General features: G+C 68.1%; 14 protein-coding genes. 8 read left to right on the top strand and 6 right to left on the bottom strand.

Translation table 11 applies throughout. The features are described 5' to 3' along the window. Nucleotides 1-90: 90 nt before the first annotated feature. From ABZ928_RS50025 to ABZ928_RS50000, 6 genes are all read right to left on the bottom strand, one after another. A complete protein-coding gene (locus ABZ928_RS50025) occupies nucleotides 91-1017 on the bottom strand; it encodes a hypothetical protein (RefSeq protein WP_361535873.1) in 927 nt (308 codons plus the stop codon). A gap of 144 nt (nucleotides 1018-1161) precedes the next feature. Further along, nucleotides 1162-2193 (bottom strand): galactofuranose ABC transporter, permease protein YjfF, encoded by a 1032-nt coding sequence (yjfF, locus tag ABZ928_RS50020; protein ID WP_361535871.1) that lies wholly within the window; start codon nucleotides 2191-2193, stop codon nucleotides 1162-1164. Beyond that, complete coding sequence (locus ABZ928_RS50015; protein WP_361535868.1) at nucleotides 2193-3308, bottom strand: ABC transporter permease; 1116 nt, start codon at nucleotides 3306-3308, stop codon at nucleotides 2193-2195. Before ABZ928_RS50015 ends, yjfF begins: the two co-directional genes overlap by 1 nt. Next, complete coding sequence (locus ABZ928_RS50010; RefSeq protein WP_361535865.1) at nucleotides 3305-4855, bottom strand: sugar ABC transporter ATP-binding protein; 1551 nt, start codon at nucleotides 4853-4855, stop codon at nucleotides 3305-3307. The genes ABZ928_RS50015 and ABZ928_RS50010 overlap by 4 nt, the downstream gene beginning before the upstream one ends. Before the next feature lie 134 nt (nucleotides 4856-4989). Next, nucleotides 4990-5997, bottom strand: coding sequence for an ABC transporter substrate-binding protein (locus ABZ928_RS50005; RefSeq protein ID WP_361535862.1), 1008 nt, complete (start codon nucleotides 5995-5997; stop codon nucleotides 4990-4992). A gap of 112 nt (nucleotides 5998-6109) precedes the next feature. After that, complete coding sequence (locus ABZ928_RS50000; protein ID WP_361535859.1) at nucleotides 6110-7129, bottom strand: LacI family DNA-binding transcriptional regulator; 1020 nt, start codon at nucleotides 7127-7129, stop codon at nucleotides 6110-6112. Nucleotides 7130-7414: 285 nt separating this feature from the next. Between ABZ928_RS50000 and ABZ928_RS49995 the strand changes: the two genes are divergently transcribed. From ABZ928_RS49995 to ABZ928_RS49960, 8 genes are all read left to right on the top strand, one after another. Further along, nucleotides 7415-8572, top strand: coding sequence for a mandelate racemase/muconate lactonizing enzyme family protein (locus ABZ928_RS49995; RefSeq protein WP_361535856.1), 1158 nt, complete (start codon nucleotides 7415-7417; stop codon nucleotides 8570-8572). Further along, nucleotides 8569-9573, top strand: coding sequence for an alcohol dehydrogenase catalytic domain-containing protein (locus tag ABZ928_RS49990; protein ID WP_361535853.1), 1005 nt, complete (start codon nucleotides 8569-8571; stop codon nucleotides 9571-9573). Before ABZ928_RS49995 ends, ABZ928_RS49990 begins: the two co-directional genes overlap by 4 nt. A 166-nt stretch (nucleotides 9574-9739) precedes the next feature. After that, the gene (locus ABZ928_RS49985) at nucleotides 9740-10708 is read left to right on the top strand and encodes a hypothetical protein (RefSeq protein ID WP_361535850.1); all 969 of its coding nucleotides are present in this window, start codon (nucleotides 9740-9742) and stop codon (nucleotides 10706-10708) included. A 132-nt stretch (nucleotides 10709-10840) separates the two neighbouring features. Further along, nucleotides 10841-11953: a multiple monosaccharide ABC transporter substrate-binding protein gene (gene chvE, locus ABZ928_RS49980; protein WP_361535847.1), complete on the top strand. Its 1113-nt coding sequence runs from the start codon at nucleotides 10841-10843 to the stop codon at nucleotides 11951-11953. Nucleotides 11954-11997: 44 nt separating this feature from the next. Then, nucleotides 11998-13548 carry a multiple monosaccharide ABC transporter ATP-binding protein gene (gene mmsA, locus ABZ928_RS49975; protein WP_361535844.1) on the top strand — a complete coding sequence of 517 codons (1551 nt, stop codon included), beginning with the start codon at nucleotides 11998-12000 and terminating at the stop codon, nucleotides 13546-13548. Further along, the gene (mmsB, locus tag ABZ928_RS49970; RefSeq protein WP_361535841.1) at nucleotides 13545-14789 is read left to right on the top strand and encodes a multiple monosaccharide ABC transporter permease; all 1245 of its coding nucleotides are present in this window, start codon (nucleotides 13545-13547) and stop codon (nucleotides 14787-14789) included. Before mmsA ends, mmsB begins: the two co-directional genes overlap by 4 nt. A 49-nt stretch (nucleotides 14790-14838) precedes the next feature. Beyond that, complete coding sequence (locus ABZ928_RS49965; RefSeq protein ID WP_361535838.1) at nucleotides 14839-15942, top strand: aldose epimerase family protein; 1104 nt, start codon at nucleotides 14839-14841, stop codon at nucleotides 15940-15942. Between the two features lie 188 nt (nucleotides 15943-16130). Next, entirely contained in the window at nucleotides 16131-17675 is a 1545-nt protein-coding gene (locus tag ABZ928_RS49960; protein WP_361535835.1) for a histidinol-phosphate transaminase, read from the top strand. Nucleotides 17676-17700: the final 25 nt, after the last annotated feature.

The following is a 17700-nucleotide window of genomic DNA, read 5'->3' as shown; positions in this document are numbered from 1 at the left end:
GCAGCGAGAAGCGAAGCCCTCAGCGGGTGGGTGGGGGATCGGGACGGCTGGCCTCGGCCTCGGACGCCGGACGGGCTGGAAATACCTGGGCTACGTGCACCACCACAGGAACCTGTTGCACGTCTCCGACGGTGACGGGTCCGCGGTCGGTTCCGAGGTTGTCGGGGTTGCGGTGGGGGCCGCAGAGGTTGCTGGGGCGGCTGAGGTTGCTGTCGCGTGGCTTGCGGCTTCGGAGGCGGCGGATTGGGCGGCCTTGGCCGGGTCGTCCTTGGCCTTTGACTCCGAGGCCGAGGGGGACGGGGAGCCCGAGGCCGATGGGGAAGCGGACGCCGACTCCGTTGTCGTGTTCTCGTCGTCCAGTGACTCGGCCGTTTTGCTCGCCGCCGCGTCGGCGGCGCCGTCGGCCGACGCGCCGCCCGCCGCGGCCGGGGTCGTCGAGGAACCCGGGGCGTCCATGCCCAGCTCCGCCAGGCTCAGGCCGCCGGCGGCGAGGATGAAGCCCGCGGCGACCAGCAGGGTTCGGCGGCGCCTGCGTCGATGGGCCGCCGCCTTGCGGTCGCGGCGGCTCGTGCCGGCCTCCGGGCCGTCGTCGTCCTCGTCGTCATCGTCGTCGTATTCGTCGTCGTAGGCCTCGGGCTCGGGCTCCGGGTCGTCAACGGCCGGCACCGCTCTGCCGCCCCTGCCTCTCGAACGTCTCCTCGCCGCCCGGCCGCCGTCTACCGGCCCGGCCTCGGCCAGCTCCTCCTCGGCCGTGTCCGCCGCCCCGGTGTCCTCGTCAGCCGCGGCACCGGCGGCGTCGCCGTAAGCAGCGCCCGCGTACACCGCGTTCGGGTCCTGGACGGCGTACGCGCTCCCGTACGAGCCCTCGTACCCGCCGCCGTACGCGTCATAGCCCGCGGGAACCTGGGGCTGGGGCTGCTGTGTCGCATAGGCGCGTAGCTGTTCGGCTGAGGTGCCGCAGCCCGGGCAGGCGAGGGCGCCGTTGAGGTGCCTTCGGCACGGGAGGCAGTAGTCCATGACGCGGGAAGGTTAAGTTCCTGAGAGGTAACGTTCCTAGATCCTGCTGTGAATGTTATGTGGGGAACCGGCCGTTCCGGCGCGGCGAGTAGCGGATGATCCACCCGGAACGGTCCGTTTCCCCTCGGCTCATCTCTCCTTGGCTCACGTCTCCTTACGCGTCGTCATGACGCGCTGGATGAGGATGAACGCGCACAGCAACACACCCGTCGCGATCTTCGTCCACCACGAGCTGAGCGTTCCCTCGAACTGGATGATGCTCTTGATCAGGCCCAGCACCAGGACGCCGAACAGCGTGCCCAGCACGTAACCCGAGCCGCCCGTCAGCAGCGTGCCGCCGATCACCACCGCGGCGATCGCGTCGAGCTCCATGCCCACCGCGTGCAGCGGGTCGCCGGACTGGATGTAGAGCATGAACAACAGGCCCGCCAGCGCCGAGCAGAAGCCGCTCATCGTGTAGACCGCGATCTTCGTGCCGCCCAGCGGGAGGCCCATCAGCAGCGCCGACTGCTCGTTGCCGCCTATGGCGTAGATACGGCGGCCGAAGCGGGTGTAGTGGAGGAGGTAGAACGCTGCCGCCAGGACCAGCAGCGCCACTACCGCGCCTATCGACAGCTCCCCCAGGCCCAGCGAAATTCGCGTCTCCGCCAGGCTGCTCACCGCCGAGTCGTTGATCGCTATCGACTCCTTGCTGATGACCAGGCAGAGGCCGCGGAAGAGGAACAGGCCCGCCAGCGTCACGATGAACGGCTGGATCTCGAAGTTGTGGATGACGTAACCCATCAGGAAGCCGCCGAACGCTCCTACCCCCAGGGAGATCGGGATCACCACCAGGAGCGGCAGGCCCACGTCCTGCACCAGCCACGCCGTCAGCATCGTCGTGAAGCCGATCACCGAGCCCACGGACAGGTCGATGCCGCCGGACATGATGACGAAGGTCGCGCCGACGGCGGCGACCAGGAGGTAGCTGTTGTCGATGAACAGGTTGAGGAACACCTGCGAGTCGCCGAAGCCGTAGTTCTGGTAGCGGCTGAGCCCGGCTATGTACATCGCCAGGAACAGTGCCGCCGTGACCAGCACCGGGAGCCTGCGGTCGGCCAGCAGCCGCGCCGCGCTGGACGGCGTACGGGCTTCCGGCTTGTCGGGTGTCGTGGGGGTCTTGGTCGTCGTACTCATCACGACACCTCCATCTTGGGAGCGGGGCCGGTGGAGTCGGCGGGGCCGGTCGAGGCGGTCGGCCCCGCCGGGGCCTCGGCCGGGGGCGGCGAGGGTGTCTTCTTCGCGCGGGCGCCGAAGACCTTCGCCCGGAACTTCGGGGACTGGAGCAGGCATACGACGATCACGACCGCCGCCTTGAAGACCAGGTTGGTCTGGGTCGGGACACCGATCGTGTAGATCGTCGTGGTGAGGGTCTGGATGACCAGGGCGCCCACGACCGTGCCGCCGATCGAGAAGCGGCCGCCCAGCAGCGACGTACCGCCGATGACCACCGCGAGGATCGCGTCCAGCTCGATCCACAGGCCGGCGTTGTTGCCGTCCGCTGCCGATGTGTTGGAGCTGATCATCAGGCCCGCGATGCCCGCGCACAGGGCGCAGAAGACGTACACCATGATCTTGATGCGGCGGGAGCGGATGCCGACGAGGCGGCTGGCCTCCGCGTTGCCGCCCACCGACTCGACCAGGAGGCCGAGTGCCGTGCGGCGGGTCAGCAGGACCGTGACCGCTACCACCGCCGCCACCACGAAGATGGAGAACGGGAGCGTCAGCCAGTAGCCGCCGCCGATCAGCTTGTACGGCTCGCTGTTGATGGTGATGATCTGGCCGTCGGTGATCAGCTGGGCCACTCCTCGGCCCGCGACCATGATGATGAGGGTCGCGATGATGGGCTGGATTCCCATCCTTGCCACCAGGAAGCCGTTCCACAGGCCGCAGACGACTGCCGCCAGAAGGCCCAGGCCCATCGCCAGCAGCACTCCTGCCAAGGCGTCCTGGTCCGAGCGGTCGCTGATGTAGGAGCAGGTCAGGGCGCCTGTGATGGCTACTACCGCGCCGACCGACAGGTCGATGCCGCCCGTGGCGATGACCAGGGTCATGCCTACCGCCACCAGAATCAGCGGTGAGCCGAACAGGACGATCGAGACGAGGCTGCCGTAGAGGTGGCCGTCCGTCATGTGGATCGCGAAGAAGTCTGGGGTGAAGGGGAGGTTGACGAGCAGCAGGGCCACCAGGACCGCGACCGGCCAGAAGAGGTTGTGGCGTGTCAGTGCTCGCCAGCGGGTGGTGGTGGTCACTGCTGTTCTCCGCTCTGCTCGCCACTGGCGATGGTTTCGAGGATCTTGCTGGTGGTGATCTCCGGGCCGTTGGTGAGCTGGGCGACCAGCTTGCGGTCGCGCAGGACGCCGATGGTGTGGCTGAGGCGGAGGACCTCCTCCAGCTCGGCCGCGATGTAGAGGACGGACATGCCGTCCTCGGAGAGGGAGACCACCAGTTTCTGGATCTCGGTCTTGGCGCCGATGTCGATGCCTCGGGTCGGCTCGTCGAGGATCAGGAGTTTCGGCTGGGTGATCAGCCAGCGGGCCAGGAGCACCTTCTGCTGGTTGCCGCCGCTCAACTGGCCCACTCGGGCCTCCGGGTTGGCGGGACGGATGTCCAGCGCCTTGATGTACTTGGCGACCAGTTCGTCGCGCTGGGCCGTCGGGATCGGGCGGGTCCAGCCTCGGGCCGCCTGGAGGGCCAGGATGATGTTCTCGCGGACCGTCAGGTCGGGGACCAGGCCCTCGGTCTTGCGGTTCTCGGAGCAGAACGCGACCCCGGCGCCGATGGCGTCGTTCGGGGCGCTCATCGTGACCTGCTTGCCGCCGATCGTCACCTTGCCCGCGTCGGGCTGGTCGGCGCCGAAGAGGAGGCGGGCGAGTTCGGTGCGGCCCGAGCCCAACAGGCCTGCGAGGCCGACGACTTCGCCCTTCTTGATGTCCAGGTCGAAGGGGGATATGCCACCGTTCCTGCCCAGGCCCTCCGCCTTCAGAAGCGACTCGCCCACATCCGCGTGGAGTTGGTGGTCGTGCAGCTCCTCCAGCTGGTCCAGGGCCTTGCCGATCATCAGCTCGATCAGGCCGACCTGGTCCAGGTCGCGGACCATGTGCTCGCCGACGAGGGTGCCGTTGCGCAGGACGGTCATGCGGTCGCAGATCTCGTAGATCTGGTCGAGGAAGTGGGAGACGAAGAGGATCGCCACGCCCTCGTCGCGCAACTGCCGCATGAGGCGGAAGAGTTCGAGGACCTCGTCGCGGTCGAGGCTGGAGGTCGGCTCGTCGAGGACGAGGACCTTGGTGCCGGAGCCCGAGCCGTCGCTGTCGCCGTGGCCCACCGACCGTACGATCGCGACCAGTTGCTGGACCGCGAGGGGGTAGGAGGACAGCGGAGCGGTGACGTCTATGTCGAGGCCGAGGCGGTCGACCATCTCCGCCGCTTCCTTGCGCATCCGCTTCCACTGGATGCGGCCCGCGCGGGTGGGTTCACGGCCGATGAAGATGTTCTCCGCCACCGAGAGGTTGGGGCAGAGGTTGACCTCCTGGTAGACGGTGCTGATGCCGGCCTGCTGCGCCTGGAGCGGGCTGTCGATGCGCACGGCCCTGCCGTCGAGGGTGACCGTGCCGCCGTCCAGGGTGTAGACGCCGGTCAGGACCTTGATCAGGGTGGACTTTCCGGCTCCGTTCTCGCCCATCAGGGCGTGGATCTCGCCGGGGAAGAGCCGGAAGTCGACGCCCGACAGAGCCCTTACCCCCGGAAACTCTTTGACTATGCCCGTCATCTCCAGGACGGGCTGCGGCTCTGCCATGGCAGCGCTCCTCCTCATGAAATCGGTTCAGGCCCACGGCAGTTCGGGCTGCGGTGGGCCGGTCCGGTGGGGAGCCCTGTCGGTGCCGAGGTGTGCTCGGCCCATGGGGGCTCCCCGCCGGTGTGTGCGGTCGGTCAGTACTTGCGGGTCGGGAGCGCGGCCTTCGCCTGGTCCTGGAGGAAGTCGCCCTCCTTGGTCTTGATCCAGCGCTCGACCGTGCCGCCCTCGTGGACCGTCTTGACGACCTCCATGAGCTGGGGGCCGAGGAGCGGGTTGCACTCGACGATGGCGTTGATCTTGCCCTCGGACATCGCGACGAAGCCGTCCTTCACACCGTCGACCGAGACGATGAGGATGTCCTTGCCGGGCTTCTTGCCGGCCGCCTCGATGGACTGGATGGCGCCGATGGCCATGTCGTCGTTGTGGGCGTAGAGGACGTTGATGTCCGGGTTGGACTGGAGGAAGGCCGCCATGACCTGCTTGCCGCCGGCGCGGGTGAAGTCGCCGGTCTGGGTGACGACGATCTTCCAGTCGTCGGCGTGGTCGGCGTCCATGACCTCCTTGAAGCCCTTGGCGCGCTCGATGGCGGGGGCGGCACCGGTGGTGCCCTCCAGCTGAGCGATCTTCACGTCGCCCTTGAGGCCGGCCTTCTCGATGACCTTCTCGAGGATCTTGGCGGCGCGGCGGCCCTCGTCGGTGAAGTCGGAGCCGACCAGGGTGACGTACAGGGAGTCGTCGGAGGTCTCGACGGAGCGGTCGGTGAGGACGACCGGGATCTTCGCGGCCTTGGCCTCCTTGAGCACCGCGTCCCAGCCGGTGACGACCACCGGGGAGAAGGCGATGACGTCGACCTTCTGCGCGATGTAGCTGCGGATGGCGGAGATCTGGTTCTCCTGCTTCTGCTGCGCGTCGGAGAACTTCAGGGTGTAGCCCGCCTCCTTGGCGGCGGACTTCACCGAGTCGGTGTTGGCGCTGCGCCAGCCGCTCTCGGAGCCGACCTGGGAGAAGCCGAGGGTGATCTTCTTGCTGCCGCCGCTTCCCGCGGAGTCACTGGAGCTGTCGTCCTCCTTGGCGCAGGCCGCCAGGGTGCCCGCCGCCGCGACGCCGATCGCCGCGGTGAGGAAGTTCCTTCTGTTGAGCATGTTCTTCTCCTTTGAAGAGCCAGGACAGATCGCACCGCGTCCAGCCTGTCGATCATTATTCGAAATATCGGTCACACTGGTGTGCGAATTGCGACCGTCATGTGGTGCCACGTCAGTCGGGAGCGGTACTGGCCCTGACGACGAGTTGAGGTTCGATGGCGACTCCGGGCGCCCCGGAGGCGGCCCGGCCCTCGATGAGGTCCAGCAGCAGAGCGATGCTGTGCTTGCCCACCGTCGCGAAGTCCTGCCGGACGGTGGTGAGCGGTGGAGCGAAGAACTCGGACTCGGGGATGTCGTCGAAACCGACGATCGCGACATCCTGCGGTGTGCGCACCCCCGCCTCCCGCAGGGCCCGCAACACCCCCAGCGCCATCTGGTCGTTGGCGACGAAGACGGCGGTCAGCCCGCGGCCCACCCAGCCGGCCAGTTCCTGGCCCGCGCGGTAGCCCGACAGCGGACTCCAGTCCCCCCTGAGCGGTGTCGGCGGCTCGATGCCCGCCGCTTCGAGGGTGGCCCGCCAGCCGGTCTCCCGGTCGGCGGCCTCCTGCCAGTCCTCAGGTCCGGCGAGATGCCAGACCGTACGGTGCCCGGCAGCCAGCAGATGGCCGGTGGCCAGGCGCGCGCCCAGCCGCTGGTCCACGTTGACGCTGGGGATCTCCGCGCCGGAGCCGGTGCCCACGGCCACCACCGGGAAGGGGTGGCGGAGTTCGGCGAGCGCCTCGACCGCCGAGCGCTGCGGAGCGAGGGCGATCACCCCCTCCACCCCGCCCTCGCTGAGATGGTCCAGGGCCTCGGAGAGCGTCTCCACCGCCAGCCTGCGCAGACTGACCGTCGAGACGGTGTATCCCTCGGCACGCGCCGCCTCCTCCAGGGCGAACAGCGTGCTGGCCGGCCCGTAGAGCGTGGTGTTGGAGGCGACCACACCCAGGGTCCGGGTGCGCCGGGTGACCAGGGCCCGCGCGGAGGAGTTGCGGCGGTAGCCCATCTCCTCGATCGCACGCAGCACCTTGGCCCGGGTCTCGTCCCGCACGTTGGGGTGATCACCCAGGACGCGGGAGACGGTCTGGTGGGACACCCCGGCCAGGCGTGCCACATCGGCCATGGTGGGCGGCCGAAGCTGTAAGTGGTCCACGGTCGCACCTCCTGGCGTCATCGGTCGGTTGAATGCGAGGCACATTGTGAGCGCTAACAATTCATGCCGGTCAAGAGGGCTGCATCGGGGAAGGTGTCACGGTTGAATAACGCAGCAGGCAGGGAGAGTGGGATCGGCCGGCGATTGTGGGCGTCTCCAAAACCGTTACGCCGTTCGACCCTCCGACCCATTGACACCCCCGCCGGGCCGTCCTTACGGTCGGGCCAGCATTTCGAACGTGAGCCGAAATTTCGAACAAGCGTGAAAGCCTAGGGAGTAGCTGACGTGCGCATCACGGGAATCAGCACGCACGTGGTCGGGACGCCATGGCGCAACCTGACCTACGTCCAGGTGCACACCGACGAGGGACTCACCGGAGTCGGCGAGACCCGCATGCTGGGCCACACCGACGCCCTGCTCGGCTATCTGCACGAGGCGAAGACCAACCACATTCTCGGGTCCGACCCGTTCGCTGTCGAGGACCTCGTCAAGCGCATGAAGTACGGCGACTACGGGCGCGCCGGTGAGATCGTGATGTCCGGCATCGCCGTGATCGAGATGGCCTGCTGGGACATCAAGGGCAAGGCGCTGGGCGTGCCGGTCTGGCAGCTGCTGGGCGGCAAGGTCACCGACAAGGTCAAGGCGTACGCCAACGGCTGGTACACCACCGAGCGGACCCCGGAGGCCTACCACAAGGCCGCCCAGGGGGTCATGGAGCGCGGCTACAAGGCGCTCAAGATCGACCCCTTCGGCACCGGGCACTTCGAGCTCGACCACGAGCAGAGCCTGTACGCCGTCTCGCTGATCGAGGCGGTCCGGGACGCGATCGGCCCGGACGCCGAGCTGATGCTGGAGATGCACGGGCGCTTCTCCCCCGCCACCGCCGTCCGCCTCGCCAAGGACCTCGCGCCCTTCAAGCCCGCGTGGCTGGAGGAGCCGGTGCCGCCGGAGAACCTGAAGGCGCTGGAGAAGGTCGCCGCGAAGGTCGACATGCCGGTCGCCACCGGTGAGCGCATCCACGACCGCATCGAGTTCCGCGAGCTCTTCGAGAGCCAGGCCGTGGACATCATCCAGCCCGACGTCGGTCACATCGGCGGCATCTGGGAGACCCGGAAGCTGGCCGCGACCGCCGAGACCCACTACATGCTGGTAGCCCCGCACAACGTGGGCGGCCCGGTGCTGACCGCCGCCTCGCTCCAGGTCGGCTTCACCTCGCCGAACTTCAAGATCCTTGAGCACTTCAACGACTTCGCGGACGCGGAGATCAAGAAGGTCGTCAAGGGCGCCCCGCAGGTCGTGGACGGCTACTTCGAGCTGTCGCACGAGCCGGGCCTCGGCGTGGAGCTGGACGTGGACGCGGCCGCCGAGTTCCCGCAGCAGCAGGCCCGCTTCGACCTGTGGGCCGACGGCTGGGAGCAGCGCAAGCCGAAGGGCACGGAGTGAGCACCGCGGTCGTCATCGAGGCGCCCGGCGAGCACAGGCTGGTCGAGCACACGCCCCGCGCGCCCGGCGCCGGGGAGGCCCTGGTCCGCGTGCACGCGGTCGGCATCTGCGGCAGCGACCGCGAGGTGTACCAGGGCAACCGGCCCGAGGGGTACGTCCGTTACCCGCTGACCCCGGGCCACGAGTGGTCCGGCACGGTCGAGGCGGTCGGCGCCGGGGTGCCGGCGGGTCTCGTCGGCCGCAAGGTGGTCGGCGAGGGCTTCCGCAACTGCCAGGTGTGCGACCGCTGCCACGCGGGCGAGACCACGCTGTGCTCGGCCGGCTACGAGGAGACGGGCTTCACCGAGCCCGGCGCCATGGCCGGCACGCTGACCCTCCCGGCCCGCCTCCTCCACGTGCTCCCGGACGCCGCCGACCTGACGGCGGCGGCGCTCCTGGAACCGGCCGCCTGTATCGCGGCCGCGGCGATCAAGGCGAACGCGCTTCCCGGTGAGCGGGTCGCGGTGGTGGGCACGGGGACGCTCGGGATGTTCGCCGTGCAGTTCCTGAAGGCGGGCTCGCCCGCGGAGCTGCTGGTGGTGGGCACCCGCCCGGACCGCGCGGAGCTGTCGAAGACCTTCGGCGCGACCGACTTCCGCACCCGGGACCAGGAGCTCCCCGACGACTTCGACGTCGTCATCGAGACCGCCGGGTCGGCGTCGGCCGCGAACACCGCGGCCTCGCTCCTCAGACGCGGCGGCCGCCTCGTCCTCACGGGCATCCCGGCGCCGGGCGCGGACGGGCTCGACCCGACCGATCTCGTCGTACGGCAGCTGGAGGTGCACACCGTGTTCGGGGCGCCGCCGGACGCCTGGGCGCACACCGTGCGGGTCTTCGGGGCCGGGCTGCTCGATCCGCTGCCGCTCGTCACGCACGAGCTGCCGCTGGAGGAGTTTCCGCGGGCCATCGAGTTGGTGGGGTCCGGCGACCCCCAGGTCGGAAAGGTTCTCCTGCGGCCGTGACGCACCCCTGATCCGTACGCCGGTGCGGAGTACCTGACGACTTCGCACCGGCGTACACCCAAAGCCTCCGAAGCTCCGCCCCCGTACCGCCCCCGAAGTCCCGCCCCGAAGCCCCACATTCAGAGCCGCGACCCTCGTCCGAAATATCGAACATGAAGGACAGCTTGTGACCGAGACCACCGCCAGCGCGGCCCGACGACCCGGCGAGCAGGCGCTCACCGCACTGGGGCTGAACGCGCCCGCCCTCGACCCCGCCGACGCGTCCCCGCACTCCTTCCCCGGTGGCGGCCGCTGGCGTACCGAAGTGCCCTCGGTGGAGGGCCCCGAGGCTCTCGCCGTGGTGCTCAAGGAGTCCTCGCGACTCGATGTGCCGGTGCACCGGGTCAGCCAGGGCAGTGGCGTGTGGATGCTCACCGACGCCGAGATCACCGAGATGGTGGAGGCGACCGCCGAACGGGACATCGAGCTCTGCCTGTTCACCGGTCCGCGCGGCACCTGGGACATCGGCGGCTCGACCCGGACCGACTCCAAGGGCGGCGGACTGCGCGCCCGGGGGCACGACGCGGTCGCCGGATGCGTCGAAGACGCCGTCCGGGCAACGGAGTTGGGCGTGAAGTGCCTTCTCGTCGCCGACGAGGGCGTGCTGTGGACGCTGCACCGGGCGCGGGTCGCCGGGATCATCCCGGCCGACACCACGCTGAAGGTGTCGGCGCTGATCGGCCCGGTGAACCCGGCCGCGTACGCCGTCTACGAGAACCTCGGCGGCGACTCGATCAACGTGCCCAGCGATCTGACGCTCGATCAACTCACGGAGATCCGGCGGGTGTCGGGCGCCCCCATGGACATGTACATCGAGGCGCCCGACGATCTCGGCGGCTATGTCCGGATGTACGAGGTCGCCGAGCTGATCCGGCGCGGCGCCCCGCTCTATCTGAAGTTCGGCCTGTCGAAGGCCCCGGGGATCTACCCCTACGGCCATCACATGCGGGACCTCACGCTGTCCACCGCCAAGGAACGAGTGCGGCGCGGACGGCTCGCTCTGGATCTGCTCGCACGGCACGGGGCGGACGGCGACATGGCGCCGCTCGGCTCACGGCTGCCCGGCGCGCTGAAGCGGTTCGAAACGCCTGCATAACGTTCCGGACAACGCCCCTTCACAGAAGACGACGGAGTCGAACAGACTCCGACACAACTTCTCTCGATTCGATCCCGCTCCGCCTCAGGCGCCCGTACCGTCGACGCACCTGGCCCTAGACCATCAAGGAAGATGATCATGCGTAACCGCCGAGCCGTACTCTCCGCCATAGCCGCCTCGTCCGTCCTCGCCCTCACCCTCTCGGCCTGCGGCCAGGACAGCACGGGCGGCAGCGAGGAGGACAAGGGCAGCGCCAAGGGCGGCACCATCGGCATCGCGATGCCGACCAAGTCCTCCGAGCGCTGGATCGCCGACGGCAAGAACGTCGAGACCAACCTTCAGAAGCTCGGCTACAAGACCACGCTGGTCTACGGCGAGGACGACCCGGAGAACCAGGTCTCGCAGATCGAGAACCTGATCACCCAGAACGTCAAGGCGCTCATCGTCGCCGCGATCGACAACAAGTCCCTCAACGGCGTGCTCCAGCAGGCCAAGGACGCGGGCATCCCGGTCATCGCCTACGACCGCCTGATCCTCGGCACGCCGAACGTCGACTACTACGCCTCCTTCGACAACTCCAAGGTCGGCGAGCTCCAGGCCAACTACATCGTCGAGAAGCTGGGCCTGGCGAGCGGCAAGGGCCCCTTCAACATCGAGCTGTTCGCCGGCTCCAACGACGACAACAACACCAAGTACTTCTTCAACGGCGCGATGAGCGTCCTGAAGCCGTACATCGACAGCAAGAAGCTCGTCGTCAAGTCCGGCCAGACCGCCCTCAACAAGGTCACCACCCTGCGCTGGGACGGCGCCACCGCCCAGCGGCGCATGGACGACATCCTGACCCGCACCTACACCAGCGGCCGGGTCGACGCGGTCCTCTCCCCGTACGACGGCATCTCGATCGGCATCCTCTCCGCGCTGAAGTCCGACGGCTACGGCACCAAGGCCAAGCCGCTGCCGGTCCTCACCGGTCAGGACGCCGAGCTGGCCTCCGTGAAGTCGATCATCGCGGGCGAGCAGACACAGACCGTCTACAAGGACACCCGTGAGCTCGCCAAGGTCGCGGCGAACATGGTGGACGCGGTCCTCAACGACAAGAAGCCCGAGACCAACGACACCAAGACCTACGACAACGGCTCCAAGGTCGTCCCGGCCTACCTGCTCAAGCCGGTGAGCGTCGACAAGACCAACTACAAGCAGGTCCTGATCGACGGCGGTTACTACACCGAGGCCGACCTCAAGTAACCCGCGGCCGGCTGTCACAGATCCAGAGATTGGAAGGCACGACCATGGCGGGACCCGTCCTGGAAATGCGCTCGATCGTCAAGACCTTTCCCGGTGTCAAAGCGCTCTCGGACGTCACACTGACCGTCCGGCAGGGCGAGGTCCACGCCATCTGCGGTGAGAACGGCGCCGGCAAGTCCACCTTGATGAAGGTGCTCTCCGGCGTCCATCCGCACGGCACGTACGAGGGCGAGATCCTCTTCGAGGGTGAGCGCTGCGAGTTCAAGGACATCCGCGCGAGCGAGGATCGCGGCATCGTGATCATCCACCAGGAGCTCGCGCTGGTGCCCTACCTCTCCCTCGCGGAGAACATCTTCCTCGGCAACGAGCACGCCAAGGGCGGGCTCATCGACTGGCGCGAGACCCTCCGGCACGCCAGTGAGCTGCTGCGCCGGGTGAGCCTGAGCGACCACCCGGAGACCCGCGTCGCCGACATCGGCGTGGGCAAGCAGCAGCTCGTGGAGATCGCCAAGGCGCTCTCGAAGAAGGTGAAGCTGCTCATCCTCGACGAGCCGACCGCGGCTCTCAACGACGAGGACAGCGGCAAACTCCTGGATCTCATCCTGGAGTTGAAGAACCAGGGCATCACCTCGATCATCATCTCCCACAAGCTCAACGAGATCCGCAAGGTCGCCGACTCGGTCACGATCATCCGCGACGGCCAGACCATCGAGACCCTCGATGTGAAGGCCGCGGAGACCACCGAGGACCGGATCATCTCGGGCATGGTGGGCCGCGACCTGGACCACCGCTTCCCCGAACGCTCCGCGTACGAGGGTGAGTTGGAGGCGGCGCCGGCGCTTGAGGTGCGCGACTGGACCGTGCACCACCCGATCGACCAGCAGCGCAAGGTGGTCGACGACGTGTCGATCAGCGTCAAGCGCGGCGAGATCGTCGGGATCGCGGGCCTGATGGGCGCGGGGCGCACCGAACTCGCGATGAGCGTGTTCGGCCGCTCCTACGGCCGGCACGCGGCGGGCACGGTCTTCAAGGACGGCAAGGAGATCCGTACCAGGACCGTCGCCGAGGCGGTCGACCACGGCATCGCCTATGTCACCGAGGACCGCAAGCACTACGGCCTCAACCTCATCGACACCATCAACCGCAACATCTCGCTCAGCGCGCTGGGCAAGGTGGCCAGGCGGGGCATCGTCGACGAGCACGAGGAGCGCAAGGTCGCCGAGGGCTTCCGCAAGTCCATGAACATCAAGGCGCCGACCGTCTTCGAGCCGGTGGGCAAGCTGTCCGGCGGCAACCAGCAGAAGGTCGTCCTCAGCAAGTGGATCTTCGCCGGTCCGGACGTGCTGATCCTGGACGAGCCCACGCGCGGTATCGACGTGGGCGCCAAGTACGAGATCTACACCGTCATCGACCAGTTGGCCGCCCAGGGCAAGGCGGTCGTCTTCATCTCCTCCGAGCTGCCGGAGCTGCTCGGCATGTGCGACCGCATCTACACGATGGCCGCCGGGCGGCTGACCGGCGAGTTCTCGCGGGCCGAGGCCTCGCAGGAATCGCTGATGCGACAGATGACCAAGGACAAAGAGGTAACCCGATGAGCACCGACGTCACCAAGAGCCCGGTGGACGTTCCGCCCGGCAAGAGCGGAGGACCCTCCTCCGACAGCGGGTTGCTACAGCTGATGCTGGACGGCCTGCGCCGCAACATGCGCCAGTACGGCATGCTGATCGCCCTCGGTCTGATCGTCGCCCTCTTCGCGGTGTGGACCGACGGGGTGCTGCTCCAGCCGCGCAACGTCTCCAACCTGGTGCTCCAGAACAGCTACGTCCTGATCCTCGCGATCGGCATGATGCTGGTCATCATCGCCGGGCACATCGACCTGTCGGTCGGCTCGGTGACGGCGTTCGTGGGCGCGTTCGCGGCCGTCCTCACCGTGCAGCACGGGGTGTCCTGGCCCGTCGCCGTGGTGCTGTGCCTGCTGGTCGGCGCGGGAGCGGGAGCGGCACAAGGCTTCCTCATCGCCTATCTGGGCATACCGTCCTTCATCGTGACCCTGGCGGGCATGCTGGTCTTCCGCGGCTTCACCGAGATCCTCCTTGAGGGCCAGACCCTCGGCCCGTTCCCGGACGGCCTCCAGAAGATCGGCAACGGCTTCCTCCCGGAGGCCGGCCCGGAGACCAACTACCACAACATCACCCTGCTGTTGGGCCTCGCCCTGATCGTCTTCGTGGTCCTCCAGGAGATCCGCGACCGCAAGCGCCAGCAGGAGTTCTCGCTGGACGTGCTGCCGCGCAACATCTTCCTGCTGAAGCTCACCTCGATCGTCGCCGCCGTCCTCGTCGTGACGATGCTGCTCGCCAGCTACAAGGGCGCCCCGATCATCCTGCTGATCCTCGGCGCGCTGGTCGTCGGCTACGGCTACATCATGCGCAACGCGGTCTTCGGCCGGCACATCTACGCGATCGGCGGCAACCTGCCGGCCGCGAAGCTGTCCGGTGTGAAGGACAAGAAGGTCACCTTCCTGGTCTTCCTGAACATGGGCGCGCTCGCGGCCCTCGCCGGTCTGGCGATCGCCGCGCGACTGAACGCGGCCTCCCCGAAGGCGGGCCTGAACTACGAACTGGAGGCCATCGCCTCCTCGTTCATCGGCGGCGCGTCCATGAGCGGCGGTGTCGGCACCGTCCTCGGCGCGATCATCGGCGGTCTCGTCCTCGGCGTCCTGAACAACGGCATGAACCTCCTCAGCGTCGGCTCCGACTGGCAGCAGGTCATCAAGGGCCTCGCCCTGCTGGCCGCGGTCGGATTCGACGTCTGGAACAAGCGCAAGGTCGGTTCGTAGACCGGTAGTTGTGCGGTATCGGGCCCCGCCGAAAGGCGGGGCCCTTTCCGTGAGGCTTTCCGTGAGCCTTTCCGTGAGGCTTTCCGCGAGACGAGAGGAAGACCCGGTGAAGGAACTCTTCGGCAAGCTCGCCGACGGCACCGAAATCCACAACTGGCCGCTGGAGAACGGCGGCACCCGCATGAACGTCCTGTCGTACGGCGGGATCGTGCGGTCCCTGGAGATCCCCGACCGGAACGGCCAGTACGCCAACGTCTCCCTGGGCTTCGACCGTATCGAGCCGTACGTCGACTCCAGCCCGTACTTCGGCGCGCTGATCGGCCGGTTCGGGAACCGCATCGCCAAGGGCGCGTTCACGCTGGACGGCGAGCCGTACGCGTTGTCGGTCGATGACGGCGAGAACAGCCTGCACGGGGGCGCCGACGGATTCGACCGACGGGTGTGGGACGTCGAGCCGTTCACCGAGGGTACGGACGTCGGCCTGCGCCTGTCGTACACGTCGGCCGACGGCGAGATGGGCTACCCGGGGACGCTGCGGGCGCAGGTGACGTACACCCTTACCGCTGAAGGCGATTGGCGGATCGACTACGAGGCCACGACCGACAAGGCGACGGTGGTCAACCTCACCAGCCACGTGTACTGGAACCTCGCCGGGGCGGGCAGCGGGACCATCGAGGGGCATGAACTGTCGATCGCCGCTTCCCGTTTCACCCCCACCGACACAGGGCTGATCCCGACCGGTGAACTGGCCCCGGTCGAGGGCACCCCCTTCGACTTCCGGACCGCCAAGCCGATCGGCCGGGACCTGCGCACCGGGCATCCGCAGCTGCTCGCGGCGAAGGGGTACGACCACAACTGGGTGCTGGACAAGGGGATCACGGCCGAGCCGGAGCATGCGGCGACGCTGCACGACCCCGTCTCCGGGCGCACCCTGCGGATCGCCACCAACGAGCCCGGTCTTCAGTTCTACTCGGGCAACTTCCTCGACGGCACGCTGGTCGGAGGGGGTGGCGGCACGTTCCGCCAGGGCGATGCCCTGTGTCTGGAGACGCAGCACTATCCTGACTCCCCGAACCACCCGTCGTTCCCGTCGACCGTGCTGCGGCCGGGCGAGACGTACCGCACGACGACGATTCACACGTTCCACGCGTGACATCGCGTCACGCCTGTCCAGATGTGAAACTTCTTCACAGGTAGCGCACAAGTTCTTACCGATTTCTCAGCGGTTGAACAGTGCCACCCCAGCCTCCGTATGTAAGGACGGCCCGTGCTCCCCCGCGCGGGCCACCCAAGACGACGGTCCCGGTCGTCCCCACCGGGTCCGCCCCATACGGAGGTTCCATGGCCGAGAACGTCACCTCGTTGTTCCGAGCCACCGCGGCGCACAGCCCTTCCATGGCTGCGCTGACGCGGGCGGCGGGAGACGGGGCCGGCCCGATCGACTTCTGTATTCCGGTCAATCCCTACTTCCCCACCCCGGGGATGTGGGACGAGATGTCCGCCCGCCTCCGCGACATCATCACGTACTACCCGAGCAGCGCCGACACCATCACCTCCGAGCTCTGCAATCTGCTCCAACTCCCGCCGCAGGCCGTGGCGATGGGCAACGGTTCGACCGAACTCATCACCTGGATCGACCACTTGCTGGTCCGGGAGTCCCTCGCCATCCCCGTCCCCACGTTCGGCCGCTGGACCGACCAGCCCATGGAGACCGGCAAGCGGGTCGACATGTTCCCGCTCCAGGAGTCCAGCGGATTCGCCCTCGACCTCGCTCAGTACGCCGAGTTCATACGCGCCCGGGGGACACGGGCCGCGGTGATATGCAACCCGAACAACCCCGACGGCGGGTTCCTCCACAAGCACGCGATCGTGCAGTTCATGGACGCGATGGCGGACCTGGACCTGATCGTCATCGACGAGTCGTTCCTGGAGTTCGCGGACGCGGAGGCGGAGCCGAGCGTGGTGCAGGAGGCCATGCTGCGGCCCAACGTCATCGTGCTGCGCTCACTCGGCAAGAACTTCGGCCTGCACGGCATCCGCTTCGGCTACATGGTCGCCAACCCCTCCCTCGCCGGCCGCGTCCGCTCGATGCTGCCCAAGTGGAACCTCAACGCTTTCGCCGAGTACGTGGTGTTCATGCTCAAGGAGCACGGCGCCGAGTACGCGCAGAGCCTTCAGCAGGTGTACCGGGACCGCCTTGACATGTCGAGCCAGCTCTCCGCCCTCCCCGGTCTCACCGTCTACCCCTCGCAGGGGAACTTCCTCTTCGTGCGCCTCCCCGTGGGCGCCGAAGGCACCGTGGTCCGGGACCGGTTGCTCACCGAGCACCGGATCCTGGTCCGCGAGTGCGGCAACAAGATCGGCTCGTCCAGCCGCTTCCTGAGACTCGTGGTGCGCCCCCAGACGGACGTGCGTCGCCTGGTGTCCGGTCTGGAACAGGTGCTCTACGGGACCAGGAGGGGAGCCGCCGTGCCCGAGCTGGCTACCGGGACCAGTTACAGCTCGGGTACGGCGGCCGTGGATCGGCTGGTGGGGTCGACGAACGGTGCGGGTGCGCCACTTGCTCCGCAGGTTCAGCCGATGCCGGTTGCCGCGCCGATGCCGGCCGCCGCGGCCTACGACCAGTCGAACGGGGTCGGTATGCCCATGCCCATGCCGATGCCGGCCGCCGCACAGATGCCGGCCCCGGCTCCGGTCGCTCCGGCGGCTGCGGCTCCGAATCCGTTCGCCGCGCCGAGTGCGCCGACCCCGCCGGGGGTGCCTGCTCGGGGTGGGCTCACCGCGGCGCAGGTGCGCGGGACGAATGGGCTCACGCCCGCTGCCGCGACAGGGTGGCCCAACGCTCAGGCTTGGCCCAACGCGGCGGGTATGGGGCAGACCGGCTGAGTGGCGACTGCGGGTCGTGGGGGCT

Origin of the sequence: Streptomyces sp. NPDC046909, assembly GCF_040644695.1 — a bacterium.
Taxonomy (GTDB): Bacteria; Actinomycetota; Actinomycetes; order Streptomycetales; family Streptomycetaceae; genus Streptomyces.
This window is presented reverse-complemented; position numbering and strand designations above follow the sequence as displayed.